The organism is Nocardioides sp. NPDC057767, from assembly GCF_042798275.1.
GTDB lineage: Bacteria > Actinomycetota > Actinomycetes > Propionibacteriales > Nocardioidaceae > Nocardioides.
In genome coordinates this window covers 1-20,937 of record NZ_JBHVKJ010000032.1, presented here as the reverse complement: position 1 = coordinate 20,937, position 20,937 = coordinate 1, and the positions used below count along the sequence as shown (strand labels likewise).

The following is a 20,937-nucleotide window of genomic DNA, read 5'->3' as shown; positions in this document are numbered from 1 at the left end:
TCCTGCTCCGACACCACCACCACCTCCTCCTTCCACCCCGCCGCCGGCCCAGACTCCGCCGCCCCCGCCACCGCCGGTGCAGGACCCGTTGCCGGCGACCGTGCTAGGAGCGGATGCCCCCGGCATGATCGGGCCCTACCGGCTCGAGCAGCAGGTGGCGTCCAACGAGATGGCGGTCGTCTACAGGGCCACCGACACCCGCCTCAACCGCGCGGTCGCCATCAAGGTGCTCCTCGGGCGTAGCGCCCGCGACCCCGAGTTCGTGTCCCGGTTCGACAAGCAGGCCACGCTGATGGCGAAGCTTGACTCTCCCCACATCATGGGCGTCTACACCAACGGCCGGACCAACGAGGGTGCCCCCTACCTGGTTTCCCAGTTCGCAGACGGAGGCGATCTCGGCTCGCTGCTGAAGGCGCGGGGCCGCCTCCCCGGCCCGCTGGCCGCCGATATCTGTGCCCAGATCGCCGACGGACTGGCGGCGATCCACTCGCCCGAGGTCGGCGTCGTGCACGGCGACGTGAAGCCGTCGAACATCCTGCTGCGCGACGGCAACACTCCGCCCTACGCCTACCTGTCCGACTTCGCGGCGGCGCGGGCTGACGACTCCGCGACGGCCAGGCCCGGGATCCACTCCGGCGCGTGGAACTATCTGGCGCCCGAGCGCGCGATGGGTGCACCGGCTACCCCGGCGAGCGACCTCTACTCCCTGGGCTGCCTGTTCTACGAGCTCGTCACCGGGACCGTACCGTTCACCGGGGCGAACGACGTCGAGACCGCGATGGCTCATGGATCACAGCCGATCCCGACGCTGCCGGGTCGTGACGACTTCACCCTGCAGGCCAACGACCTGCTCTCCGGTGAGCGTGGTCTGCTCGCCAAGGATCCGGCCCAGCGTACGAACGAGGCGGTCCGGGTTCGGGACCGCTTCGCTGCGATGGCCGGGCGTCAGATGGGCTTCGCGTCCGGAGCCACCGTCACGCTCAAACGTGCCAAGGCCACATGGTGGATCGCCGGCGCGGCGGCACTCGCGGTCCTCGTTGCGGGCGGCACCGCGGTGGGAGTCACCCTCGCGACCACGGAGAACACTCCCGTGAAGCCCAAACCGGCCGTGAGCGGAGACATCGACGGGGACCGCCTGGGCGATCTGGTGCTCGGTGCACCGTTCGGCGATGTCAACTACAACTGGGACGGCAATGCCGCGACCCTCTTCGCCTCTACCGGCAAGGCTTTCAAGGCTGGCACCACGGAGGGCCTCAAGTTCGGCAACCTGCTCGGGGACCTGGATGCCGACGGGCGGGTCGACGTGGTGCAGGTCTCCGGCATCGGGTCCTCGTTCAACGTCGACTCCAATGCGAAGGACCAACCCGACGGCGCGATCCAGGTGCCGGCATCGGGCAAGCGGCTGGCCATGTTCTGCGCCGACTTCAACGGCGACGGCCGAGACGACATCGGGATGATCTCGGTCGGCAACGGGACCAAGCTGCCGGCGGACGATGCCGAGCTCGGCAAGCTCAAGGATCTCCAGATCCATGTCACGGTCATGGTGAGCCAGTCAGACAACACCTGGGGGAAGAGCACCGACTGGTACACCGGCCCTTGGAACGGCACCACGTTCGACGTCAACTTCGACGTCGGTGACTTCGACGGCGACAAGCGAGCCGACGTCATCATGGGCGCCAGGGAGACCTCACCGGCCGCAGCGGTCCTGCTGATGAGCCAGGGCTCGAAGCTCACCAAGACCGAGCTCGAGGTGCCTGGCCCCGACGGTGATCGGGTCGCCGGGTCGTCGAACTTCGCCGACGTCACCGGTGACGGGAAGGACGAGCTCATCACCCAGGAGATCGTCGATCAGAAGTGGGCCATCCGCGTCTACTCCTACGACCCCGAGGCCAAGAAGTTCGTTCCCGAACCGTCGTGGGACATCGACGATCCGGTCAAGAACGACGACACGCTCAGTGGGTCTCAGATCCCCGGGGTCGCTGACGTCAACGGTGACGGTAGGGACGACCTGGTCAACCCGTTGCGCGCCGGCGACGGGGACTACGAGTATCTCAACAAGGCGTCGGTCCTGATCTCCGGCAAGGACGGTTTCACCGCCGAGACCTGGGAGATGCCTGGGGCCGACCAGTTCGAGACCCACCCGCCGTTGCGCAAGGCATCCAACAACAACGGCACCGGGACCCTCTAGATCAACTGGAACGGCCCGCGACCTGGCTCAGGTCGCGGGCCGTTCTGTCTCGCTCGGGACGAGGCGAACTACACCGAGGACTCGCTCCATGCCAGCTGGACGACCTCGATACCGCGGTCGCGGGTGACCAGGCGGCCACGACCCGGGCGCGTCGGGACCGGCTTCAGGTTGCCGATGAGCGGGCCTTCGTCGGGGTTGCCGGAGAGCAGCAGGCCGGGCATGGCCAGGTCGCGCATCGACTGGATGACCGACTCGTAGAGCGATCGCGAGGCTCCACCCGAGCGGCGGGCGATGATCACGTGCAGGCCGACGTCGCGTGCCTGAGCCATCAGCGGCTGCAGGGGTGCGACCGGCGACCCCTGCTGCGTGGCGACCAGGTCGTAGTCGTCGACCAGCAGGAACAGGTCCGCACCCGTCCACCAGGACCGGTTGCGCAGCTGCTCGGGCGTGACGTCCGGCCCTGGGATCCGCTTCGACAGGTAGTCCGCCAGATCGCTCAGAGCGGGTGTCGCCTGGGTGGCCGAGGTGAGGTAGCTGACCAGGTAGTCGTCCGGGATCTCGCCGAGCATCGAGCGCCGGTAGTCGACCACCGCGATCTGGGCCTCTTTCGGCGAGTGCGTCCGCATGATCTCGCGGGCGATGTTACGCAGCAGCGTGGACTTGCCGGACTGGCCGTCGCCGAAGACGAGCAGGTGGGGCTCGGTGTCGGGGTTGAGACCGACCGGCGCCAGCTCCTTCTCGTTGATGCCCAGGAGCAGTCGCTTGCCGGGCTTCTCCTCGGTGACCCCGGCCTGCTCGCGGATCCGCTCGATCGTGATCTTCTCCGGCAGCAGCCGCAGCTTCGGGCCGGCAGGACCCTGCCAGGCGGCGGAGACCCGGGAGATCAGGTCGTCCACGCCGTCGCCCAGCGTCGCCGCGGAGCCGTCGCCGTCCATGCGGGGCAGGGCGCTGAGGAAGTGGAGCTTCTCCTTCACGATGCCTCGCCCCGGACGCCCGGTCGGGACGAGGGCGGCCAGCTTGCGGTCGAGCTCGGAGTCCATCGGGTCACCCAGACGCAGCTCGAGCTTGGTGCCGAAGACGTCGCGCATCGAGGAGCGGAACTCTGCCCAGCGGCCGGCCGCGGCGACGATGTGGACACCGAACGTCAGGCCGCGCGGAGCGATCTCCTGGATCGCGTACTCCAGGTCGTCGAAGTCGGCGCGCAGCGTGCCCCAGCCGTCGATGACGAGGAAGACGTCGCCCCAGCCGTCGTCGGCCTGGCCGCGGGCGCGGCGGGTGCGGTAGGTCTCGATCGAGTCGATGCCCTGTGCCCGGAAGTAGGCCTCGCGGCGGTCGATGATGCCGGAGATCTCGGCCAGGACGCGACGTACGACGTCCGGTTCGGACCGGGTGCCGAGGCCCGAGACGTGCGGGAGCTTGGCCAGCGGTGCGAACGTGCCGCCACCGAAGTCGAGCACGAAGAACTGCACCTCGTGCGGCGTCATCGTCAGCGACATCGAGGTGACGATGGTGCGCAGCGTGGTCGACTTACCGGTGCGAGGCGCACCGATGACCGCGACGTGACCGGCGGCCCCGCGCAGGTCGACGGTGAGCGTGTCCCGCAGCTGCTCACGCGGCTTGTCGACGATGCCGAGCGGCACGACCAGCCCGCCGAGACGCTTCCAGGCCGGCGAGTGCAGGCCGAGCTCGGGCGACGTGGTCAGGTCGGGCATCAGCGAGTCGAGCGTGTCGGGGATGTCGAGCGGCGGCAGCCAGACCTGGTGGGCCGGTCTGCCGTGTCCGGTCATCCGGTCGACGGCGATGTCGAGCATCGACTTCTCGACGCCGTCCGCGCCCACGACCGGGGTGGCCGGACGCTCCTCCTCCTCGACCGGCATCGCCAGCTGCTTCACCTCGGCGATCGAGAACGGGAAGATGCCCTGCAGCTTGCCGCCCTCGTCGCGCCGGATCCGCGACCCGGCGGCCGGCGGCCCGGAGACGTACGCAGCCCGGAACCGCTGCATCGAGGTCGGGTCGGGCTTGAGGTAACCGAGGCCGGGGACCGCCGGGAGCTCGTAGGCGTCCGGCACCCCGAGCACGGTCCGCGACTCCTGCGCGGAGAACGTACGCAGGCCGACGCGGTAGGACAGGTGCGAGTCGAGGCCGCGCAGCCGGCCCTCCTCGAGCCGCTGCGAGGCGAGCAGCAGGTGGATGCCGAGGGATCGGCCCAGACGACCGATCGCGACGAACAGGTCGATGAACTCGGGCTTGGCCGAGAGCATCTCGGAGAACTCGTCGACCACGATGAACAGCGACGGCAGCGGATCCAGCGAGGGGTCCTGCGTACGGGCCTTCTCGTAGTCCTTCAGCGAGGAGAAGTTGCCGGCCTCGCGCAGCAGCTCCTGGCGGCGGGTCATCTCTCCGGAGAGCGCGTCCTGCATACGGTCGACGAGGGTCAGCTCGCCCTCGAGGTTGGTGATCACCGCGGAGACGTGCGGCATGCCCGCCATCCCGGCGAAGGTCGCACCACCCTTGAAGTCGACCAGAACCAGGTTGAGGACCTCCGGCGGGTGGGTGAGCACCAGACCGAGGACGAGGGTGCGGAGGAACTCGGACTTACCGGAACCGGTCGCGCCGATGACGAGACCGTGCGGACCCATACCCTGCTGGGCCGACTCCTTGATGTCCATGTAGATCTGCTGACCGGCCTCACCGACACCGACCGGCACCCGCAGCCGGTCGCGGTTGGCGCGGGGACGCCAGGCGACGTCGGGGTCGAAGGAGCGTACGTCGCCCAGACCGAGCAGCGCCATGTAGTCCTTCGGCGCCGCGATCTCGGTGTCCTGCGGGGTCTCGGCGGCCGCGTCCGAGCCCTCGGGGGCCACCGTGTGGAGAGCGGTCAGCCGGCGGGCGTAGGCCTCGGCGTCGGCCATGCTCATCTGGTCCACGCGGAGCCGGACCGGGTCCATGCGTACCCGGACCTGGTAGCCGGGGACGGTGCTGTTCTCGTCGGGCTCCTCGTCGTCGATCAGGAACCGCACCCGGCTGGAGTCGAAGAGCTCGTCCCAGTGGGTCGGCAGGTCGATGACGGTGACGCCCTGGATGCCGTCGTCCGGCAGCACGTGGTTGCCCGGCGGAACGGAACCACCGTCGACGATCACGACGACCTGCGGCGAGGGGATCCGGTCGTCGGTGCCCCAGCGGGCGCGCTCACCGACCTCGGTGGGGAGCAGCGCGCCGAGGTCGTTGATGTTGGTGACCACCATCCGGCGCGGCCCGACGGCGTCGACCTCGCGGCCGCTCTGCGCGTGCGGGAGCCACTTGACCCAGTCCCACTCGGCCAGGTTGCGCTCGGAGGTGAGCACGGCGACGATCAGCTGCTCCGGCGAGTGGAAGGCCGTCATCCCACAGATCAGAGCGCGGGCGAGCGCCCGGGCCTGGTCCTCGTTGCCGCAGATCTCCATCTTGTCGAAGCCGCGCAGGTTGGTCGCCGCCGGCAGGTCGGGCTGGACCCGGTGGACGGTCAGCAGCCGATGCAGCGCGCTCGCCGAGGCGGGGTCCACCTGGTCGATCGGGGTCTGCTGCGGCGGCACGAGGGTCAGGGCCAGGGGCTGGTGGGCGACGCCGTAGCGGACATCGAGGAAGCGTTTGTGGGTGTTCGGACGCTCCCACAGCCGGCTGCGCTCCTCGGCGATCGCGGGCAGCGAGGACGGCGCCGGATAGTGCCAGGTCAGCGCCTTGCGCTGCTGCTCGCCGGCCTTGCGCGCCGATTGCCGGATGCCGGCCAGGTAGCGCAGGTAGTCGTTGCGCTGCCCACCCACCTGCTTCTGCTTCTGCTTCCGCTGACGGTCGATCTGCACGAAGATGAAGCCCAGGGTGGCGAAGAGGAACATGCCGGCGGCGATGTAGCGCTGGATCGGCGGGGAACCGCCCGCGCCCGACTGCATGGTCGCGATGAGCACGATGGACCCGAGGCCACCGAGCATCGGGATCGCGTTCATGAGGATCCCGCCGACGCCCTCGCCCTCTTCGATGGCCGGCGGAGCATTCAGAGCCAGCTCCCCCTCGGGGACCTCCGGCTCCTCGGTGCGGATACCGCCTGCTGTCGCGGCGATGGTCACGTGTCCCCCTGAGACTGGTTCAGTGCCCCGCGGGCCCGGATGCCGCAGGTGGTCTGGATCTTAGAGCGCCCACACCCCGGCTACTACCCTTAACCGTGCCGGTCGGGTAAAACGGGCGGTGGAGCTTCCGATGTGGAACTCTGTCACAGGGTCATCACGCATCCGGGAGGTGTCATGCCCACTCAGACGGCCGATGCCGTTGAGCCGGCGCTCGCAGCAGGCGGCCTGGCGATCACGGTCCACGGCACCGCCGGAGTGGTCGACATCGTCGTTCCGTCCGATGCGCACGCCTCGGACCTGGCTCGGGAGTACGCCACGGCCGTCGGCCTCCCCGCGGCGCCGGTGCTGCGGGACCGGCGTGGCGAGCTGATCCAGCCGGACGCCTCGCTCGCCTCGCGCGGCATCACCTCGGGTGCCCTGCTCGCTGCCGACTCGCCGCCCACGCAGGCCTACGCGCGACGTGAGGTCGTCGAGACGGCGGAGCCGGTCCGTGCGGGCAGCTTCTCCTTCTACTGGGTCGGCCTGGCCACGCTCCTCGCGATCGCGGCCGCGGGCTTCGGCGCCCAGGCCGACGGCTGGCAGCGGCTGGCGATCGCCGGCCTGCTCGCGATCGGTGCCCTGGTCGGGATCATCCCCGCCGGGCCCTACGCGGCCCGTCGGGCGATTGCGGCCCCGGCGTTCGCCGCGGGTGCCGCGTTCGTCGTCACGGTCACCCCTGAACCGGAGACGCTGCCGCTGGCGGTCGGCGTGGCCGGGCTGGGCGGTGCGGTGGTCGCGACCGTCTCGCGCTCGCTGGTCGACACCGTCGACTCCGCCCTCAAGGTCTGGACCCTGACCGGTGTCTCGGTCTTCGTCGTGACCGCGCTCTGCGCCCTGCTCGGCACCTCGCCGCAGGTGCCGTGGTCCATCCTGTTCGCCGCGGCCGCCCTCGCGGCGCGGATCGTCCCGTCGTACGCCGTGGATGTGCCGGACTCCTATCTTCTCGACGTCTCCAAGTTGTCGGTGACCGCCTGGTCGGCGCGGGCCAAGACCACCTCCGGCAAGGCGACCGTCCCGTTCGACGAGGTCACCGAGGTGGCCGAGCGTGGTGCCCGCACGCTGGCGGCGGCCTCCTGGGCGATCCTCGGCGTGGCTGCGGTCAGCGGGCCGGGGCTGGTGGCGACCGCGACCGCCGACGTGGACCGGGTCGGCGCCTGGTTGATCATGCTGGCCGGTGCCTTCGTGATCCTGCTCTCGGCACGCAGCTACCGCTACTGGCTGCCTCGCGGCGTACTGCGGGTTGCTGGGGTTATTGCGCTGGCGGTCGGCGTACGGGCCTTCGTAGGGTGGGCGGACCCGGAGCTGGTCTCCTGGTTCGGTCTCGGGGTCGTGCTGATCGGGTTCGCCGTGATCATCGCGGCGATCGCGACCGGCCGGGGGTGGCGGTCGGCGAAGTGGGCGGCTCGGGCCGACTGGTCGGAGTCGCTGTGCGGCGCCGCCGTCATCGCATCGTTCGTGGTTTCCTCAGGGTTCTTCCGACACCTGTGGGAATCGGGTTTCAACGGCTAGACAGCAGGGCTGAAAAAAGTTCAGAGATTTGTGTTTAGAACTCCGGGGACGGGGTAAGAACACATTGTCCGGACCTCGGGGGAGCCCATCGGGAGCCGGGCTCCGACAGGTATCAAACCTAGGAAACCGGTTCCGCCGGTGGAAGGACAGCACCATGAGCAGTGAGATCAAGCAAGGGCAGGCGATCGAGTCCGCCGTCAAGTTCATCGAGGAGACGAAGGCCAAGCTGGAGAGCATCAACTCCCGCACGGTCTCCGAGGCTCAGTCTGCTGGGTCCTCCGGGTGGAAGGGCGCTGGTGGCAACGCGTTCCAGCAGCTCATGAACACCTACAACGAGAAGGCTCGCGAGATCACCACGGCGCTCGACCAGCTCACCGCGGGGCTCACCAAGGCTCGCCAGCTGGGGTCCGACGCCGACCAGGATGTCGCGGGGCAGACCAGCGCCATCAGCAGCCAGGTCGAGGGCACCAAGTACTCGTTCTGACCCGACGCAACAGACTGAAAGGGAACTGTCATGGGCGAAGAGATTGTCGTCAACCACGGAGCCATGGGCTCGATCGTGGACGTGCTGCTCAAGGGCGTGAAGGAGATGGACGGCGCCCTCGACGAGCTCGAGAGGTACATCCTGGGCCTCCAAGAGAACTTCACCGGTGAGGCGGCCAACGCCTACAACCAGGCGCAGGCCAAGTGGAACGGGACCATCCGTGAGCTGAGTGCCACGCTTGACCGCAGCAGCAAGTTCGTCAACGAGTCGCAGGCGCGGATGCACGAGGCTGACATGCGCGGTGCCGGCGGCTTCGGCGGCTGAGCTTCAGCACACAGGCAACACGAGGGGACCGGTGCGGGGCACCGGTCCCCTCGTCGCTGGATTTATGGCAAAGTCAGCGCTGATGCTCGCCGGCTGGCTCAGCAGGCGATGGTAGGGCGTAGATCTCGGGACATTCGGTCGGTTCGTCTCGGGCACAGGCACGACGCGAGGAGTTCGTGAAATGACGCAGGCGCAGGTGGCGCCCACAGGGCTGGTCCGGGTCACTGTCGCCTCCGGCACACGTCGGATGGATCTGGTGCTGCCCGGCTCGGTGCCGGTGGCAGAGCTCGTCCCCGAGCTCGCGCGAAGCGTCGGGCTGCTCGACCCGCAGACGGCGTACGCCGGCTATCGCGTCGTGCTCGCCGACGGGCGCAAGCTCGCCGGCGACCTCGGTCTGATCCCGCAGGGCGTCGAGGACGGTGGCGTGCTCACGGTGAGCGCCGGCATCGACGACAAGCCGCCGCGGGTCTATGACGACGTGGTCGAGGCGATGACCGATGTCGTCGAGAGCGAGATGGCGCCCTGGAAGCCCGAAGCCGGACGGCGTACGTCGCTGCTGGCTGCCGCGCTGCTGCTGCTCCTCGGTGCCGGTGCGCTGTGGACCCAGGCGCCGTCGATGCTCGCCGGCGTCGCCGCCGCGGTGATCGGCATCGTCCTCGCCGGAGGCGCGATCGTGCTCTCCCGGCTCGAGGCGGAGAACGACGCCGCGATCGCCGCGGTGTGGATCGGTGAGGTCTACGGCGCGGTCGCCGGCTTCCTGATCGGCGCTGCCGCCCTCGGCCCCGACGGCGGCGTCGGGATGCCGCTGGCGTTCGCCGGTGCGGGCGCGATGCTCCTCTCGGCGATGGGCTTCCTCGGCCTGGGCGAGGCCCGGATGCTGGCGATGCCGGGTGCGCTGGTGGGCGGTGTCTTCCTCGTGGCCGGCCTGCTGCTGAGTGCGACCGGCTGGAAGGCCGGTGTCGTGCTCGGGATCGTGCTGGTCGTGGTGGTGCTGGCCGGGAGCTTCTTCCCGTGGCTCGCGCTGAGCACGACCAAGACCGACGTCCCGCAGCTGTACTCCGACGAGGACATCAACCTCGACCCGGACGAGATCCGGCAGGACCAGGTCCGGGTCGACGCGAAGGTCGCCCACGAGATCCTGGTCGCGATCTCGCTCTCCGTCGGTGTCCTGGTCGTGCTGACCGCGCCGTTCGTGGTGCGCCTCGGGCTCTTCGGCACGCTGCTGGCCCTGGCCGCGTGCGTCGTGCTGATGCTGCGTACCCGGCAGTATCGGACCGGGTCCGAGGTGCTCGTCGGGCTGGTCTCCGGGATCGCCGGGCTGCTCGCGATCGGCGCCGCGCTGCTGGTCTACCACGAGTCGTGGCGGCCGACGACCGCCGTCGTGCTGGCGGCCGCGGGTGGCGTACTGCTGGTGCTGACGCTCGTCCCCGACGTCGGGTCCATCCGGCGCGGCCGGCTGGCCGATGTCGCCGAGACGACCTGCCTGCTCGCGATGCTGCCGCTGATGGTGCTCGCCTCGGGCCTCTTCGGCGCCGCGGTGGCTGGTTTCTGATGGCCAGCAAGAAGGACCTCGTAGAGGCCCATGCCTTCAGCCGCCGCCGGCTCGTCTCCGCGTTCCTCTCCGGTGCCCCCGGTGGGCGCGAGGTGGAGCCCGCCAGGCCGGGCCGCTCGGTGTTCGGCGGCGTCGTGCTCGCCGTGCTGCTCATCGCCGGCGGTGCCGTCGCCCACTTCCTCTCGCCCAAAGCCGCGACTGGCTGGGCCGACGAGGACGGCCTGATCGTCACCAAGGGCGGTGCCCGCTACGTCGTCACCGGACCGGACAACGCCAAGGAGCTGCACCCGGTCGTCAACCTGGCCAGCGCCCAGCTCATCCTCGGGCTCGACCTGGAGAAGAAGTCCAAGGTCATCGACCAGGAGGAGATCGACAAGGAGTTCCCGAAGCAGACGATCGGCCTCTCCGGCCCCAACGTCCCCGAGGAGCTGCCGCTGAAGTCCGACTTCATCAACACCGGCTGGACAGCGTGCACCGCGAACGGCGCGGGCACGTATCTGAACATCTCCGCGAAGCCGGATGTGAAGACTGCCGCCAACACCGGCTTCATGGTGCAGACCGAAGCGGGCACCTATCTCATCGCGGAGAGCGAGAACCTGGACGGCTACACACAGGCGTACAGCTACAAGGTCGAAGGCGATGCGGAGACGTACGCCGACCGTGTCTTCGACGACCCGGTCTCGACTCCCACGGTGCCTCAATCCTGGGTCAACCTCTTCCCCACGGGCGGGGCTCTGGCAGGTGATTCCTTCGGTAGCGCTTTCGCCAAGGTGGGGCAAACGGTCGAGGGCGAGGAGTATCCGATCGGTACGAAGGGCAACTACCTGGCCAAGGACTATCTCATGACCGAGACCGGTTGGGTTCGGCTCGAGGACTTCGCCAGCGAGGTCTACGACATCGCATTCGGTGACAAGACCAACCTGCAGGCCCTGGACTCGCAGCCGAACATCAATGGTGACCGTCTGGAAGAATCCACCCGCTGGCCGAGGTCGACGCTCGAGCCCGGCACCGGCGGCGTATGTGCCAAGCTCGAGACCGAGGACAAGACGACTGTTCGGCTCGGTGTCGAGCCGGGGAGCCGAGCGTGGCCCGCCGAGCCGCCGGCGGCCGACGACCTCACCGCAGCGAAGGTCGACGCCGGTCGCGGAGCGTTTGTATACGCCGCCAACAGCGAGGACGTCCAGAAGCAGAGCGCGACGCCCTATCTGATCGACGCCCGAGGCACCGTCAACACGCTGGACGGTTCGGTCACGGTCGGGCGGCTCGGCCTGACGACCGACTCGGGCCCGATCGTGCCTGGAACCTGGCTGCAACTGCTCCCCGGCGGTGCTGCCCTGTCGACCGAGCTGGCACTGTGCCCGCCCAACTCCGATGAGGTTCAGGAGAGCAAGTGCGTGGCCCAGTGACGCTGGTGCGCAGCGGGGTCGCACTCGCTGCCGTCGTCGGCGGGCTGTCCCTGCTGGGTGGGCCGGGACCCGCATACGCGGCGGAGGAGCGCCCGCTCTGCAAGGCCTACGAGAAGAACACTGGCGGTGGCGTGCCGCAGAAGGCAGACACCCAGACGGCGCCGGTGCCGGAGACGGCGGCTCCGTTCGCCATCATGCGGATCGCCGAGGCGCAGACGGTGAGCAAACTGGGCCAGGGGATCCGTATCGCGGTGGTCGACTCCGGCTACAGCCGCAGTGCGCAGGACTATCACGGCACCGTCGCAGCCGGACTGATCTCCCAGATCGCGCCCAAGGCGAAGCTCAGCGACCACCCGGTTCTCAAGGTCGGTCAGGACAAGTCGACGATCGACGCCAAGCAGATGGTCGCCCAGCTCAACTCGCTGGCCAAGGGCAACGCCAAGGGGCTGATCGTCGACATCGGTCTGCCTGCGACGCAGGGCGTGTCGGGTCTCCAGACGGCGGTCGACACGCTCATCAAGAAGGGGGCCATCGTGGTGATGGCCGCGGACTGGTCCGGCATCACCACCGATACGGACCGGGACATCGGACCCAAGGTCTTCCCGAACGCCAACGACTCGGTGGTGACGGTCAGCGCGTCCGGCACCTGGGCCTCGGATCCCACCGATTCCGTGGTGCTGCCCAACTCCAACACCGATGTCGCCGCGCCGACGTACGGGGCGCCGTCGAAGACCCTCTTCGGTCAGTCGTGCTGGGTCGACACGATCTCCACCTCCTTCGCCTCCGCGGAGGTGTCGGCGGTGCTCGCGCTGATCTGGTCGACCAACCCGGGCTGGAGCGCCAGCCAAGTCATCGACCGCCTCTACAGCACCACCTCGGGCCGACAGGGCCAGGGCGGCCGGTTCTGGGGCGCCGGTGTGGTGAACGCCTACGACGCGCTGATGCGGCCGCCCGTCAAGGAGGCCGCCGAACCGCCGGAGGTCGAGCAGGCGCCGATGGCTCGGGAGAAGGTCGACCCGCTGGCCGCCGTCCGTGACAACGCGGTCTGGTGGGGCATCGGAGGTGGCGGCGCACTCGGTCTCGGGCTGGTCCTGCGGCCGCTGTTCTCGCGGCGCAAGGGCTCGATGTAGCTCGTCACAAGGCCCGATCGAAGGCCTCGCGTGCCGCTTCGACCTCGGGCAGCGTCGTGGCCGACCAGTGGTAGAGCCGGTCGATGAGATCCTGCAGGGTGCTGCCCAGCTGAGTGATGCGGTATTCCACCGCGAGCGGGCGTGTGCTCAGCACGACCCGGGCGACCATGCCGTTGCGCTCGAGGCGCCGCAACGCGGTGGTGAGTGACTTCTGCGTCACGGCTGGGATCGCCTGGCGCAGCTCGTTGAAGCGCCTCGGCCGCTCGCACAGCGTGTCGAGCACCTGCAGCGACCATTTGTCGAGGAGCTGGTCGAGGAGCTCGCGATGCTCCTGGGTCAGGCGCAGCGGGGTATCCGGCATGAAACCTAGTCTCGTTGAAGTGTCCTGCGGATACCAAGTACACATGAGAAACCTTGACCCTCCGAAAGGAATCTCATCGTGTCCGTCGATCTGCTCACTCCTGAAGGCATGTTCCAGCCCGTGCCCTATCACCATGTCTCCGTCGCCACCGGCACCCGTCACATCCACGTCGCCGGCCAGATCGCCCGGGACGAGCTCGGTCGTGGTGTGGCGCCCGGCGACCTCGCCGGCCAGCTCGCTCACGCGCTCCGCAACACCGCCCGTGGTCTGGCCGGCGCGGGCGCCACCTTCGCCGACGTCGTACGCCTCCGGTTCTTCGTCACCGACTGGAGCCCGGACAAGTACGAGGCGTTCGTCGCAGGCCTCGAGAGCGTCATCGACGAGCTCGGCATCCCGCAGCCCCTGCCGCCGTTGTCCGCCATCGGCGTGGACTATCTGTTCGAGCCGGACGTGCTCGTCGAGGTCGAGGCGTACGCCGTTCTGGACTGAACCGCCTGAGAGATGAAGAACGCCGATCCGGAGCTTGCGCTGTCCGGATCGGCGTTCTTGCAGGTCAACCGCGGTTTCCTGCTGGCGGATCTGGGGGGATTCGAACCCCCGAGGGCTATTAACCCAACACGGATTCCAGCCGTGCGCCATAGGCCACTAGGCGACAGATCCGTGAGGGATCGTACGCGGGTTGGGCAACTGAGAGGAAATCGGCGGAGAGCCGAAGGGTGTGCTTTGGGATCGGCGCGTGGACTCGTCTAGACTCTTCGGCAACCCCCCATGTGGCGACATCTTGTCGAACCTCCCCAGGGCCGGAAGGCAGCAAGGATAAGCGAGCTCTGTTGGGTACGTGGGGGGCCTTTTCATGCCCGCATCAGGCCCGAGCCGTCTCTTGGTCTCGGGTGATGCCCGTGGCTCATGAAAGCGGGCCCAGGTGTCCACTTTGCGGGTTCGTCCACCGCCCGGCCGCCCGGCGGCTACCGACTGTCGGTGGGGATCGTTAGGGTTCATGGGGTGGACGCACCGCTAGCTCTCTACCGCCGCTACCGGCCGGAGACGTTTGCCGAGGTCATCGGCCAGGATCACGTCACCGGCCCGCTGCGCAATGCGCTGGCGGGCAACCGGGTCAACCATGCGTACCTCTTCTCGGGGCCGCGCGGCTGCGGAAAGACGACCTCGGCGCGGATCCTGGCGCGGGCGCTGAACTGCGAGAAGGCGCCGATCGCGGACCCGTGCGGGGAGTGCGAGTCCTGCCGCGATCTCGCGCGCGGCGGTCCCGGCAGCATCGACGTGATCGAGATCGACGCGGCGTCCCACGGTGGTGTGGACGATGCCCGTGACCTGCGGGAGAAGGCGTTCTTCGCGCCGGTGAAGAGCCGCTACAAGGTCTACATCATCGACGAGGCCCACATGGTCTCGACGCAGGGGTTCAACGCGCTGCTCAAGCTCGTCGAGGAGCCGCCGGAGCACCTGCGGTTCATCTTCGCGACGACCGAGCCGGAGAAGGTCATCCCGACGATCCGGTCGCGCACCCACCACTATCCGTTCCGCCTCTTCCCGCCCAAGCTGGTCTCCGACTACATCGCGACGCTGTGCGAGAAGGAGGGGATCAACGTCGCGCCCGCCGCGCTGCCGCTGGTCGCTCGTGCGGGCGCCGGATCGATGCGTGACAGCCTCTCGGTCATGGACCAGCTGCTCGGTGGTGCCGGGCCGGAGGGCGTGACCTACGAGCTGGCGGCCGGGCTGCTCGGCTACACCCCCGATGCGCTGCTGGACGAGGTCGTCGACGCCTTCGCCGCTCACGACGGCGCCGCGGTCTTCGGCGTGATCGACAAGATCATCGAGACCGGCCAGGACCCGCGGCGGTTCACCGAGGACCTGCTCCGGCGACTGCGTGACCTGGTCATCGTCAAGGCGGTCCCGGACGCGCCGGCGACCGGGCTCATCGACGTCTCCGAGGACGGCGGCGAGCGCCTGGTCGCCCAGGCCGGACGCTTCGGGCCCCACGACCTCTCCCGGGCGGCCGACGCGGTGGCGACCGGCCTCACCGAGATGCGCGGCGCCACCGCGCCCCGACTCCTGCTCGAGCTGATCTGTGCCCGGGTCCTGCTGCCCGCGGCCGACGGCGCCGACGGTCTGGCCGCCCGGCTGGACCGTCTGGAGAGGCGGATCGAGGTCAGCGGTACGCCGACGGTGACCGCTGCTCCGATGGCTCCAGCCCCGGCCCAGGACCGGCCGGTGCTCAAGCCGTCCGTAGGTGCGCCCGGGCACGAGACGACCACTCCCGCGCCGCCGCAGCCTGAGCCCGTCCAGACGTACGCACCGACTCCCGAGCCCTCGCCCGAGCCCGCTCCCGAGCCGATCGCGGAGAGGCCTCCGCAGCAGCAGGCTCCGGCGACACCACCCGCACCGCCCGCACCGGAGCCACCGAGCCAGCCCCAGGCGCCGGCTCAGCCGGGTGGCATGGGCAACGTGGACATCCGCCGCCTGTGGGACGACGTGATCGCTCAGACCAAGGGCCTGCGCCGGGCGACCTGGTCCCTGGTGGGTCAGAACGCCCAGGTGGTCGACTTCCGTGACGGCGTGCTCACCCTCGGGTTCGCCTCGCCGGGGCTGCGTGACCGGTTCGCGACCGGCGGGCACGAACCGATCCTCGGACAGGCGCTGGTCAACGTGATCGGCATCCAGCCGAAGATCGAAGCGATCGTCGCCGGCGGTGGCCAACCCGCCCAGCAGCGGCAGGCCCCGCCGCAGCCCAGCCAGCCCCAGGAACCCACCCAGCCGCCGCAGCCACCCGAGGCCTCCTGGAACGAGCAGGCCCCGCCGCCCGACTGGGCGGCAGAGCCGCCCCCGCCCGACCAGCCGCCCGCTCCGCCGGAGCCGCCCGTGACCCAGCAGGCCGACCCGGGCGCGATCGCGCTCGCGCGTGAGGCGATCCGGCCGACGCGTGCGGCCGACTACGAGCCCCCTGTCGACGACACCGCCGCTCGCCTCGCCGAGGCCGACGCCGCGGTGAACCCCGACGACCAGTCCTACGACGGGCCGGCCGCGATGGGCGCCGAGGCGCTGCTCGCTCAGGAGCTGGGTGCAACGATGATCGAAGAGATTCCTCACAACTAGGACGGCACAGATGACGAACCCACTCGAAGGCCTCGGCGGCGAGGGCGGCTTCGACCTCAACGCGATCATGCAGCAGGCTCAGGCGCTGCAGAGCCAGATCGTCGACGCTCAGGAGAAGCTCGCCGAGACGATCGTCGACGGCACCGTCGCCGGCGGTGCGGTGACCGTCAAGCTCACCGGCACCGGCGAGCTGGTCGGCGTGGAGATCAAGCAGGGCGAGTTCGACGGCAGCAGCCCCGACGACCTCGAGGACCTCGGCGCCGTGATCGTCGCCGCCTACCGTGACGCGAAGGGCAAGGCCGACGCGCTCGCCGGCGAGGCGATGGGCCCGCTCGCGGGCGGCCTCGGCGGCGGTATGGGTGCCCCCGGCGGCAACGAGCCGCCGTTCAAGCTCGGCTTCTAGAAGACAGGCAACAGCGTTGTACGAGGGTGTGGTCCAAGACCTCATCGACGAGCTGGGACGGCTCCCGGGCGTAGGCCCGAAGAGTGCTCAGCGGATCGCATTCCATCTGCTCCAAGCTGATCCCGCCGACGTACATCGGCTGGCCTCGATCCTCAACGAGGTCAAGGCGAAGGTGAAGTTCTGCTCGGTCTGCTTCAACGTCTCCGAGGAGGAGACGTGCCGGATCTGTCGCGACCCGCGTCGTGAGCAGTCGGTGCTGTGCGTGGTCGAGGAATACAAGGACGTCGTCGCGATCGAGCGCACCCGGGAGTTCCGGGGTCGCTACCACGTGCTCGGTGGTGCGATCAGCCCGATCGACGGGATCGGTCCTGACCAGCTCCGCATCCGCGAGCTCGTCCAGCGGCTCAACGATCCCGGGATCACCGAGGTGATCCTCGCCACGGACCCCAACCTCGAGGGCGAGGCTACGGCGACCTACCTGACCCGTCAGCTGAGCCCGCTCGGGCTCAAGGTCACCCGTCTGGCCAGCGGTCTTCCGGTCGGCGGCGACCTGGAGTACGCCGACGAGGTCACTCTCGGCCGTGCTTTCGCCGGCCGGCGTGCGGCCGAGTAGACCCTGAAGCCCTGATAAGAGCCGACTTTTCACCCTCGTCAGGCAGCGACTTCGGCGGTAGCCTGACGATTCAAGGGACCTCGGGAAGGGGGCCGTCATGACGAACGACTTGACCGGCAAGGAGACGACCCGAGCGAGGTCGAACGGCGAGCTTGCTCGTTCGTTCGAGCCGAGCGAGGGAGTGCCCGCGCGCAGCGCGGACTTCGCCACCAGCATCGCCGACTCGGTGGAGAGCTTCCTGCTCTCGGTGCGCGCGATCGCTGCCGACGGTGACGGCAGCAGCGCTGTCCCGATGCTGCTGCTGGAAGTGAGCCAGATCCTCCTCGCGGGCGCGCGACTGGGCGCCCAGCAGGACTTCGAGCCACGGGAGGAGTTCCAGCCCGACGTCGGCATGGAGGCCGACGTCGACGAGCTCCGGATGGGGCTGGCCGAGATGTTCGGCGACATCGACACCTACAGCTTCGTCTTCGATCCTTACAGCCCGGACGTGGTCGACAGCCAGATCTCCGACGACGTCGCCAGCCTGGTGACCGACCTGGAGTACGGCCTGCGCCACTACCGTCTCGGCGACGTCGACGAGGCGCTGTGGTGGTGGCAGTTCAGCTACGTCAACAACTGGGGCAACCTGGCCGGCGCGGTGCTCAACGCACTGCTCACGGTGGTCGCTCACGACCGCCTCGACTCCGAGCCGTTCACCGGTGAGGACGAGGACCTGGCGGCCGCTGATGAGATGCTGGAGAAGACGGCCGCGGCGGCAACGTAGACTCTCCCGGCGTGGGAATCGTCGTTCAGAAGTACGGTGGCAGCTCGGTCGCGGATGCTGCGGGCATCAAGCGCGTAGCTCAGCGAGTGGTCGCAACCAAAGAGCAGGGCCACGACGTGGTCGTGGCCGTGTCAGCTATGGGCGACACCACGGACGAGCTGATAGATCTGGCCAACAAGGTCTCGCCCGACGCCACCGCCCATGCGCGTGAGTTCGACATGCTGCTCACCTCCGGTGAGCGGCAGTCGATGGCGCTGCTCGCGATGGCGATCAACGACGTCGCGAACGAGCGCGGGCTGGCGTACGAGGCTCGGTCGTTCACCGGGTCTCAGGCCGGGCTGATCACCGACGCGCAGCACGGGCGGGCGAAGATCCTCAGCATCACCCCGGAGCGGATCCAGGCGGCGATCGCCGACGGTGCGATCGCGATCGTGGCCGGGTTCCAGGGCGTCTCCAAGGACACCAAGGACATCACCACGCTGGGCCGTGGCGGCACCGACACCACCGCCGTCGCGCTGGCGGTGGCGCTGAACGCCGACGTCTGCGAGATCTACACCGACGTCGACGGCGTCTTCACCGCCGACCCGCGGATCGTCCCGACCGCTCGCAAGCTCAGCGAGGTCGCCTTCGAGGAGATGCTCGAGCTGGCCGCCTCCGGCGCCAAGGTTCTCCACCTGCGCTCGGTGGAGTTCGCCCGGCGTCACAGCCTTCCGATCCACGTACGCTCCTCCTTCTCCACCCTCAACGGCACCGTCGTCAAGGGCAGCATCGACGCGGTCTCGCCGCGCGCCGACGACCAACTGAGCGACGACGCCGGCATGGAGGCGCCGATCGTCGCCGCCATCGCCTACGACCGCAGCCAGGCGAAGATCACCGTCGTCAACGCCCCCGACCAGGTCGGTGCCGCCGCGAAGGTCTTCGAGATCATCGCCGGGGTCGGGATCAACGTCGACATGGTGGTCCAGGACTCGTCGTCGGCGGCTGCCGAGCGCACCGACATCACCTTCACGCTGCCTCGTGACGACGCCGAGCGCGCCGGGAAGGCCCTGGAGCTGGCGCGCGGCGAGCTCGGCTTCGAGCGCGTGAACACCGAGCCGCGGATGGGCAAGGTCTCGCTGATCGGCGCGGGGCTGCGTACGCAGCCGAAGAAGATCGCCGACTTCTTCTCCGCCATCGCCCAGGCCGGGGTCAACATCCAGATGATCTCCACCTCGGAGGTCCGGGTCTCGGTGGTCGTCGGCGACGACGAGGTCGACCGCGCGGTCCAGGCCGCTGCGGAGAGGTTCAGCGACGTCGAGGTCGAGAAGGTCTCCTACGGTGCCGACACCAATGGCGACACCCCCGAGATCGTCGGCGTGGCCCACGACCGTGGCGAAGCCAAGATCACCGTCGCCGGCGTCACCGACGAGCCCGGTGAGGCAGCCCGCATCTTCGACACCCTCGCCGACAACGGCATCAACATCGACATGATCGTGCAGAACGTGTCGGCCGAGGAGACGCGGCGTACGGACATCTCGTTCACGCTGCCGCGCGCGGACGTCAAGAAGGCGCGTGCCGCGCTCGGCGACATCCAGGCCGAGGTCGGCTTCGCCGACCCGGTCACCGACGAGCAGATCGGCAAGCTCTCGATCGTCGGTGCCGGGATGCGTACGCATCCGGGGATCACCGCGAAGTTCTTCGCCGCGCTCGCCGCCGAGGGAGTCCTGATCAGGATGGTCTCGACCTCGGAGATCCGCGTCTCGGTGCTCGTCAGCGCCGACGACCTCGACCGCGCAGTGCGCGCCACACACAGAGCATTCGGCCTCGACAGCGACGGAGAGGCCATCGTCTACGGAGGGACCGGCCGATGAGTGTCAACCTGGGAATCGTGGGAGCCACCGGGCAGGTGGGCGTCGCCGTACGCCAGATCCTGCTCGAGCGGAACTTCCCGCTCGGCGAAGTACGTTTCTTCGCCTCTGCACGCTCGGCGGGCAAGACCATCGAGTTCGGTGACCGTTCGATCGTCGTCGAGGACGCCGCGACCGCCGACCCGTCGGGTCTCGACATCGCGATCTTCTCGGCCGGCGGCGCCACCTCGAAGGCGCTGGCGCCGAAGTTCGCCGAGGCCGGCGTGATCGTCATCGACAACTCCTCGGCCTGGCGCAAGGACCCCGCGATCCCGCTGGTGGTCTCCGAGGTGAACTCGTCCGCGATGGCCGGGGTGATCGAGGCTCGCCAGGGCATCATCGCCAACCCCAACTGCACCACGATGGCCGCGATGCCGGTGCTCAAGGCGCTCCACGACGAGGCCGGCCTCGAGCGCCTCGTCGTCTCCACCTACCAGGCGGTCTCCGGCTCCGGCGTCGCCGGTGTCGAGGAGCTCGTCAGCGGTGTCGCCGCTGCCGGCGACAAGGCCCGTGAGCTGGCCTACGACGGGTCTGCGATCGCGTTCCCCGAGCCGGAGAAGTACGTCGAGACGATCGCCTACAACGTCCTTCCCTACGCCGGGTCGCTGGTCGAGGACGGCCTGGGCGAGACCGACGAGGAGCAGAAGCTCCGCAACGAGTCCCGCAAGATCCTCTCCCTGCCCGACCTCCGCGTCTCCGGCATCTGCGTCCGCGTCCCGGTCGTCACGGGCCACTCGCTCGCGGTCAACGCCGAGTTCTCCTCGTCGCTGACCCCCGAGCGCGCCACCGAGATCCTGGCGAACGCCCCGGGCGTCGAGCTCCGCGACGTACCCACGCCTCTCCACGCCGCCGGCAAGGACCCGTCCTACGTCGGCCGGATCCGTCAGGACGAGGGCGTGCCGGACAACCGCGGCCTCGCGCTGTTCATCTCCAACGACAACCTTCGCAAGGGCGCCGCGCTCAACACGGTCCAGATCGCGGAGCTGGTGGCCGCCGCCCTCTGACGAGACGTCAGGTACGTCGGTCGAGACGTCACGTACGTCGGCCGAGCTGGCACCACGGTGCCAACTC

At 69.1% G+C, this 20,937-nt stretch carries 16 protein-coding genes, 1 tRNA gene, 1 other RNA gene and 1 pseudogene; 16 read left to right on the top strand and 3 right to left on the bottom strand.

Going from position 1 to position 20,937, the window contains the following annotated elements; all coding sequences use genetic code 11:
* The first annotated feature begins 124 nt into the window (after positions 1 to 124).
* Positions 125 to 2,188 (top strand): protein kinase, encoded by a 2,064-nt coding sequence (locus tag ACFVDI_RS17285; protein WP_378907139.1) that lies wholly within the window; start codon positions 125 to 127, stop codon positions 2,186 to 2,188.
* A 68-nt stretch (positions 2,189 to 2,256) separates the two neighbouring features.
* On the opposite strand, the gene eccCa is transcribed toward ACFVDI_RS17285, so the two are convergent.
* The gene (gene eccCa / locus ACFVDI_RS17280) at positions 2,257 to 6,288 is read right to left on the bottom strand and encodes a type VII secretion protein EccCa (RefSeq protein ID WP_378907137.1); all 4,032 of its coding nucleotides are present in this window, start codon (positions 6,286 to 6,288) and stop codon (positions 2,257 to 2,259) included.
* 174 nt (positions 6,289 to 6,462) lie between these two features.
* On the opposite strand from eccCa, the gene ACFVDI_RS17275 reads away from it, so the two are divergent.
* From ACFVDI_RS17275 to ACFVDI_RS17250, 6 genes are all read left to right on the top strand, one after another.
* Positions 6,463 to 7,836: a hypothetical protein gene (locus ACFVDI_RS17275; RefSeq protein ID WP_378907135.1), complete on the top strand. Its 1,374-nt coding sequence runs from the start codon at positions 6,463 to 6,465 to the stop codon at positions 7,834 to 7,836.
* A 154-nt stretch (positions 7,837 to 7,990) separates the two neighbouring features.
* Positions 7,991 to 8,320, top strand: a complete 330-nt coding sequence (locus ACFVDI_RS17270; protein WP_378907133.1) for a WXG100 family type VII secretion target — start codon at positions 7,991 to 7,993, stop codon at positions 8,318 to 8,320.
* 30 nt (positions 8,321 to 8,350) lie between these two features.
* Positions 8,351 to 8,644: a WXG100 family type VII secretion target gene (locus ACFVDI_RS17265; protein ID WP_378907131.1), complete on the top strand. Its 294-nt coding sequence runs from the start codon at positions 8,351 to 8,353 to the stop codon at positions 8,642 to 8,644.
* A gap of 181 nt (positions 8,645 to 8,825) precedes the next feature.
* The gene (eccD, locus tag ACFVDI_RS17260; RefSeq protein ID WP_378907129.1) at positions 8,826 to 10,196 is read left to right on the top strand and encodes a type VII secretion integral membrane protein EccD; all 1,371 of its coding nucleotides are present in this window, start codon (positions 8,826 to 8,828) and stop codon (positions 10,194 to 10,196) included.
* Positions 10,196 to 11,602, top strand: a complete 1,407-nt coding sequence (locus tag ACFVDI_RS17255) for a type VII secretion protein EccB (protein WP_378907127.1) — start codon at positions 10,196 to 10,198, stop codon at positions 11,600 to 11,602. Before eccD ends, ACFVDI_RS17255 begins: the two co-directional genes overlap by 1 nt.
* Complete coding sequence (locus ACFVDI_RS17250) at positions 11,587 to 12,732, top strand: S8/S53 family peptidase (RefSeq protein ID WP_378907125.1); 1,146 nt, start codon at positions 11,587 to 11,589, stop codon at positions 12,730 to 12,732. Before ACFVDI_RS17255 ends, ACFVDI_RS17250 begins: the two co-directional genes overlap by 16 nt.
* 4 nt (positions 12,733 to 12,736) lie before the next feature.
* Here the strand turns inward: ACFVDI_RS17250 and ACFVDI_RS17245 are convergent, their stop codons facing one another.
* On the bottom strand, positions 12,737 to 13,093 hold the full coding sequence (locus tag ACFVDI_RS17245; protein ID WP_378907123.1) for a winged helix-turn-helix transcriptional regulator: 357 nt from the start codon (positions 13,091 to 13,093) through the stop codon (positions 12,737 to 12,739).
* A gap of 78 nt (positions 13,094 to 13,171) precedes the next feature.
* On the opposite strand from ACFVDI_RS17245, the gene ACFVDI_RS17240 reads away from it, so the two are divergent.
* Positions 13,172 to 13,582, top strand: coding sequence for a RidA family protein (locus ACFVDI_RS17240; RefSeq protein ID WP_378907121.1), 411 nt, complete (start codon positions 13,172 to 13,174; stop codon positions 13,580 to 13,582).
* A gap of 82 nt (positions 13,583 to 13,664) precedes the next feature.
* Here ACFVDI_RS17240 and ACFVDI_RS17235 read toward each other — a convergent pair.
* Positions 13,665 to 13,753 (bottom strand) — tRNA-Ser (locus ACFVDI_RS17235).
* 100 nt (positions 13,754 to 13,853) lie between these two features.
* On the opposite strand from ACFVDI_RS17235, the gene ffs reads away from it, so the two are divergent.
* The 8 genes and pseudogenes from ffs to ACFVDI_RS17195 all read left to right on the top strand — a co-directional run bounded on the left by ffs (position 13,854) and on the right by ACFVDI_RS17195 (position 20,870).
* Positions 13,854 to 13,944, top strand: an RNA gene (gene ffs, locus ACFVDI_RS17230) — signal recognition particle sRNA small type.
* Positions 13,945 to 14,095: 151 nt separating this feature from the next.
* Positions 14,096 to 16,201 carry a DNA polymerase III subunit gamma and tau gene (locus tag ACFVDI_RS17225; RefSeq protein WP_378907119.1) on the top strand — a complete coding sequence of 702 codons (2,106 nt, stop codon included), beginning with the start codon at positions 14,096 to 14,098 and terminating at the stop codon, positions 16,199 to 16,201.
* A gap of 10 nt (positions 16,202 to 16,211) precedes the next feature.
* Positions 16,212 to 16,604 (top strand): YbaB/EbfC family nucleoid-associated protein, encoded by a 393-nt coding sequence (locus tag ACFVDI_RS17220; RefSeq protein ID WP_008356226.1) that lies wholly within the window; start codon positions 16,212 to 16,214, stop codon positions 16,602 to 16,604.
* A gap of 16 nt (positions 16,605 to 16,620) precedes the next feature.
* Positions 16,621 to 17,217 (top strand): recombination mediator RecR, encoded by a 597-nt coding sequence (gene recR, locus ACFVDI_RS17215; protein WP_008356228.1) that lies wholly within the window; start codon positions 16,621 to 16,623, stop codon positions 17,215 to 17,217.
* Positions 17,218 to 17,314: 97 nt separating this feature from the next.
* Positions 17,315 to 17,980, top strand: coding sequence for a DUF5063 domain-containing protein (locus ACFVDI_RS17210; RefSeq protein WP_378907116.1), 666 nt, complete (start codon positions 17,315 to 17,317; stop codon positions 17,978 to 17,980).
* A gap of 11 nt (positions 17,981 to 17,991) precedes the next feature.
* A pseudogene (locus tag ACFVDI_RS17205) lies at positions 17,992 to 19,296 on the top strand (aspartate kinase); the annotation flags it as partial.
* Positions 19,297 to 19,335: 39 nt separating this feature from the next.
* On the top strand, positions 19,336 to 19,830 hold the full coding sequence (locus ACFVDI_RS17200; protein ID WP_378907276.1) for an ACT domain-containing protein: 495 nt from the start codon (positions 19,336 to 19,338) through the stop codon (positions 19,828 to 19,830).
* Positions 19,827 to 20,870: an aspartate-semialdehyde dehydrogenase gene (locus ACFVDI_RS17195; protein WP_378907114.1), complete on the top strand. Its 1,044-nt coding sequence runs from the start codon at positions 19,827 to 19,829 to the stop codon at positions 20,868 to 20,870. The genes ACFVDI_RS17200 and ACFVDI_RS17195 overlap by 4 nt, the downstream gene beginning before the upstream one ends.
* Positions 20,871 to 20,937: the final 67 nt, after the last annotated feature.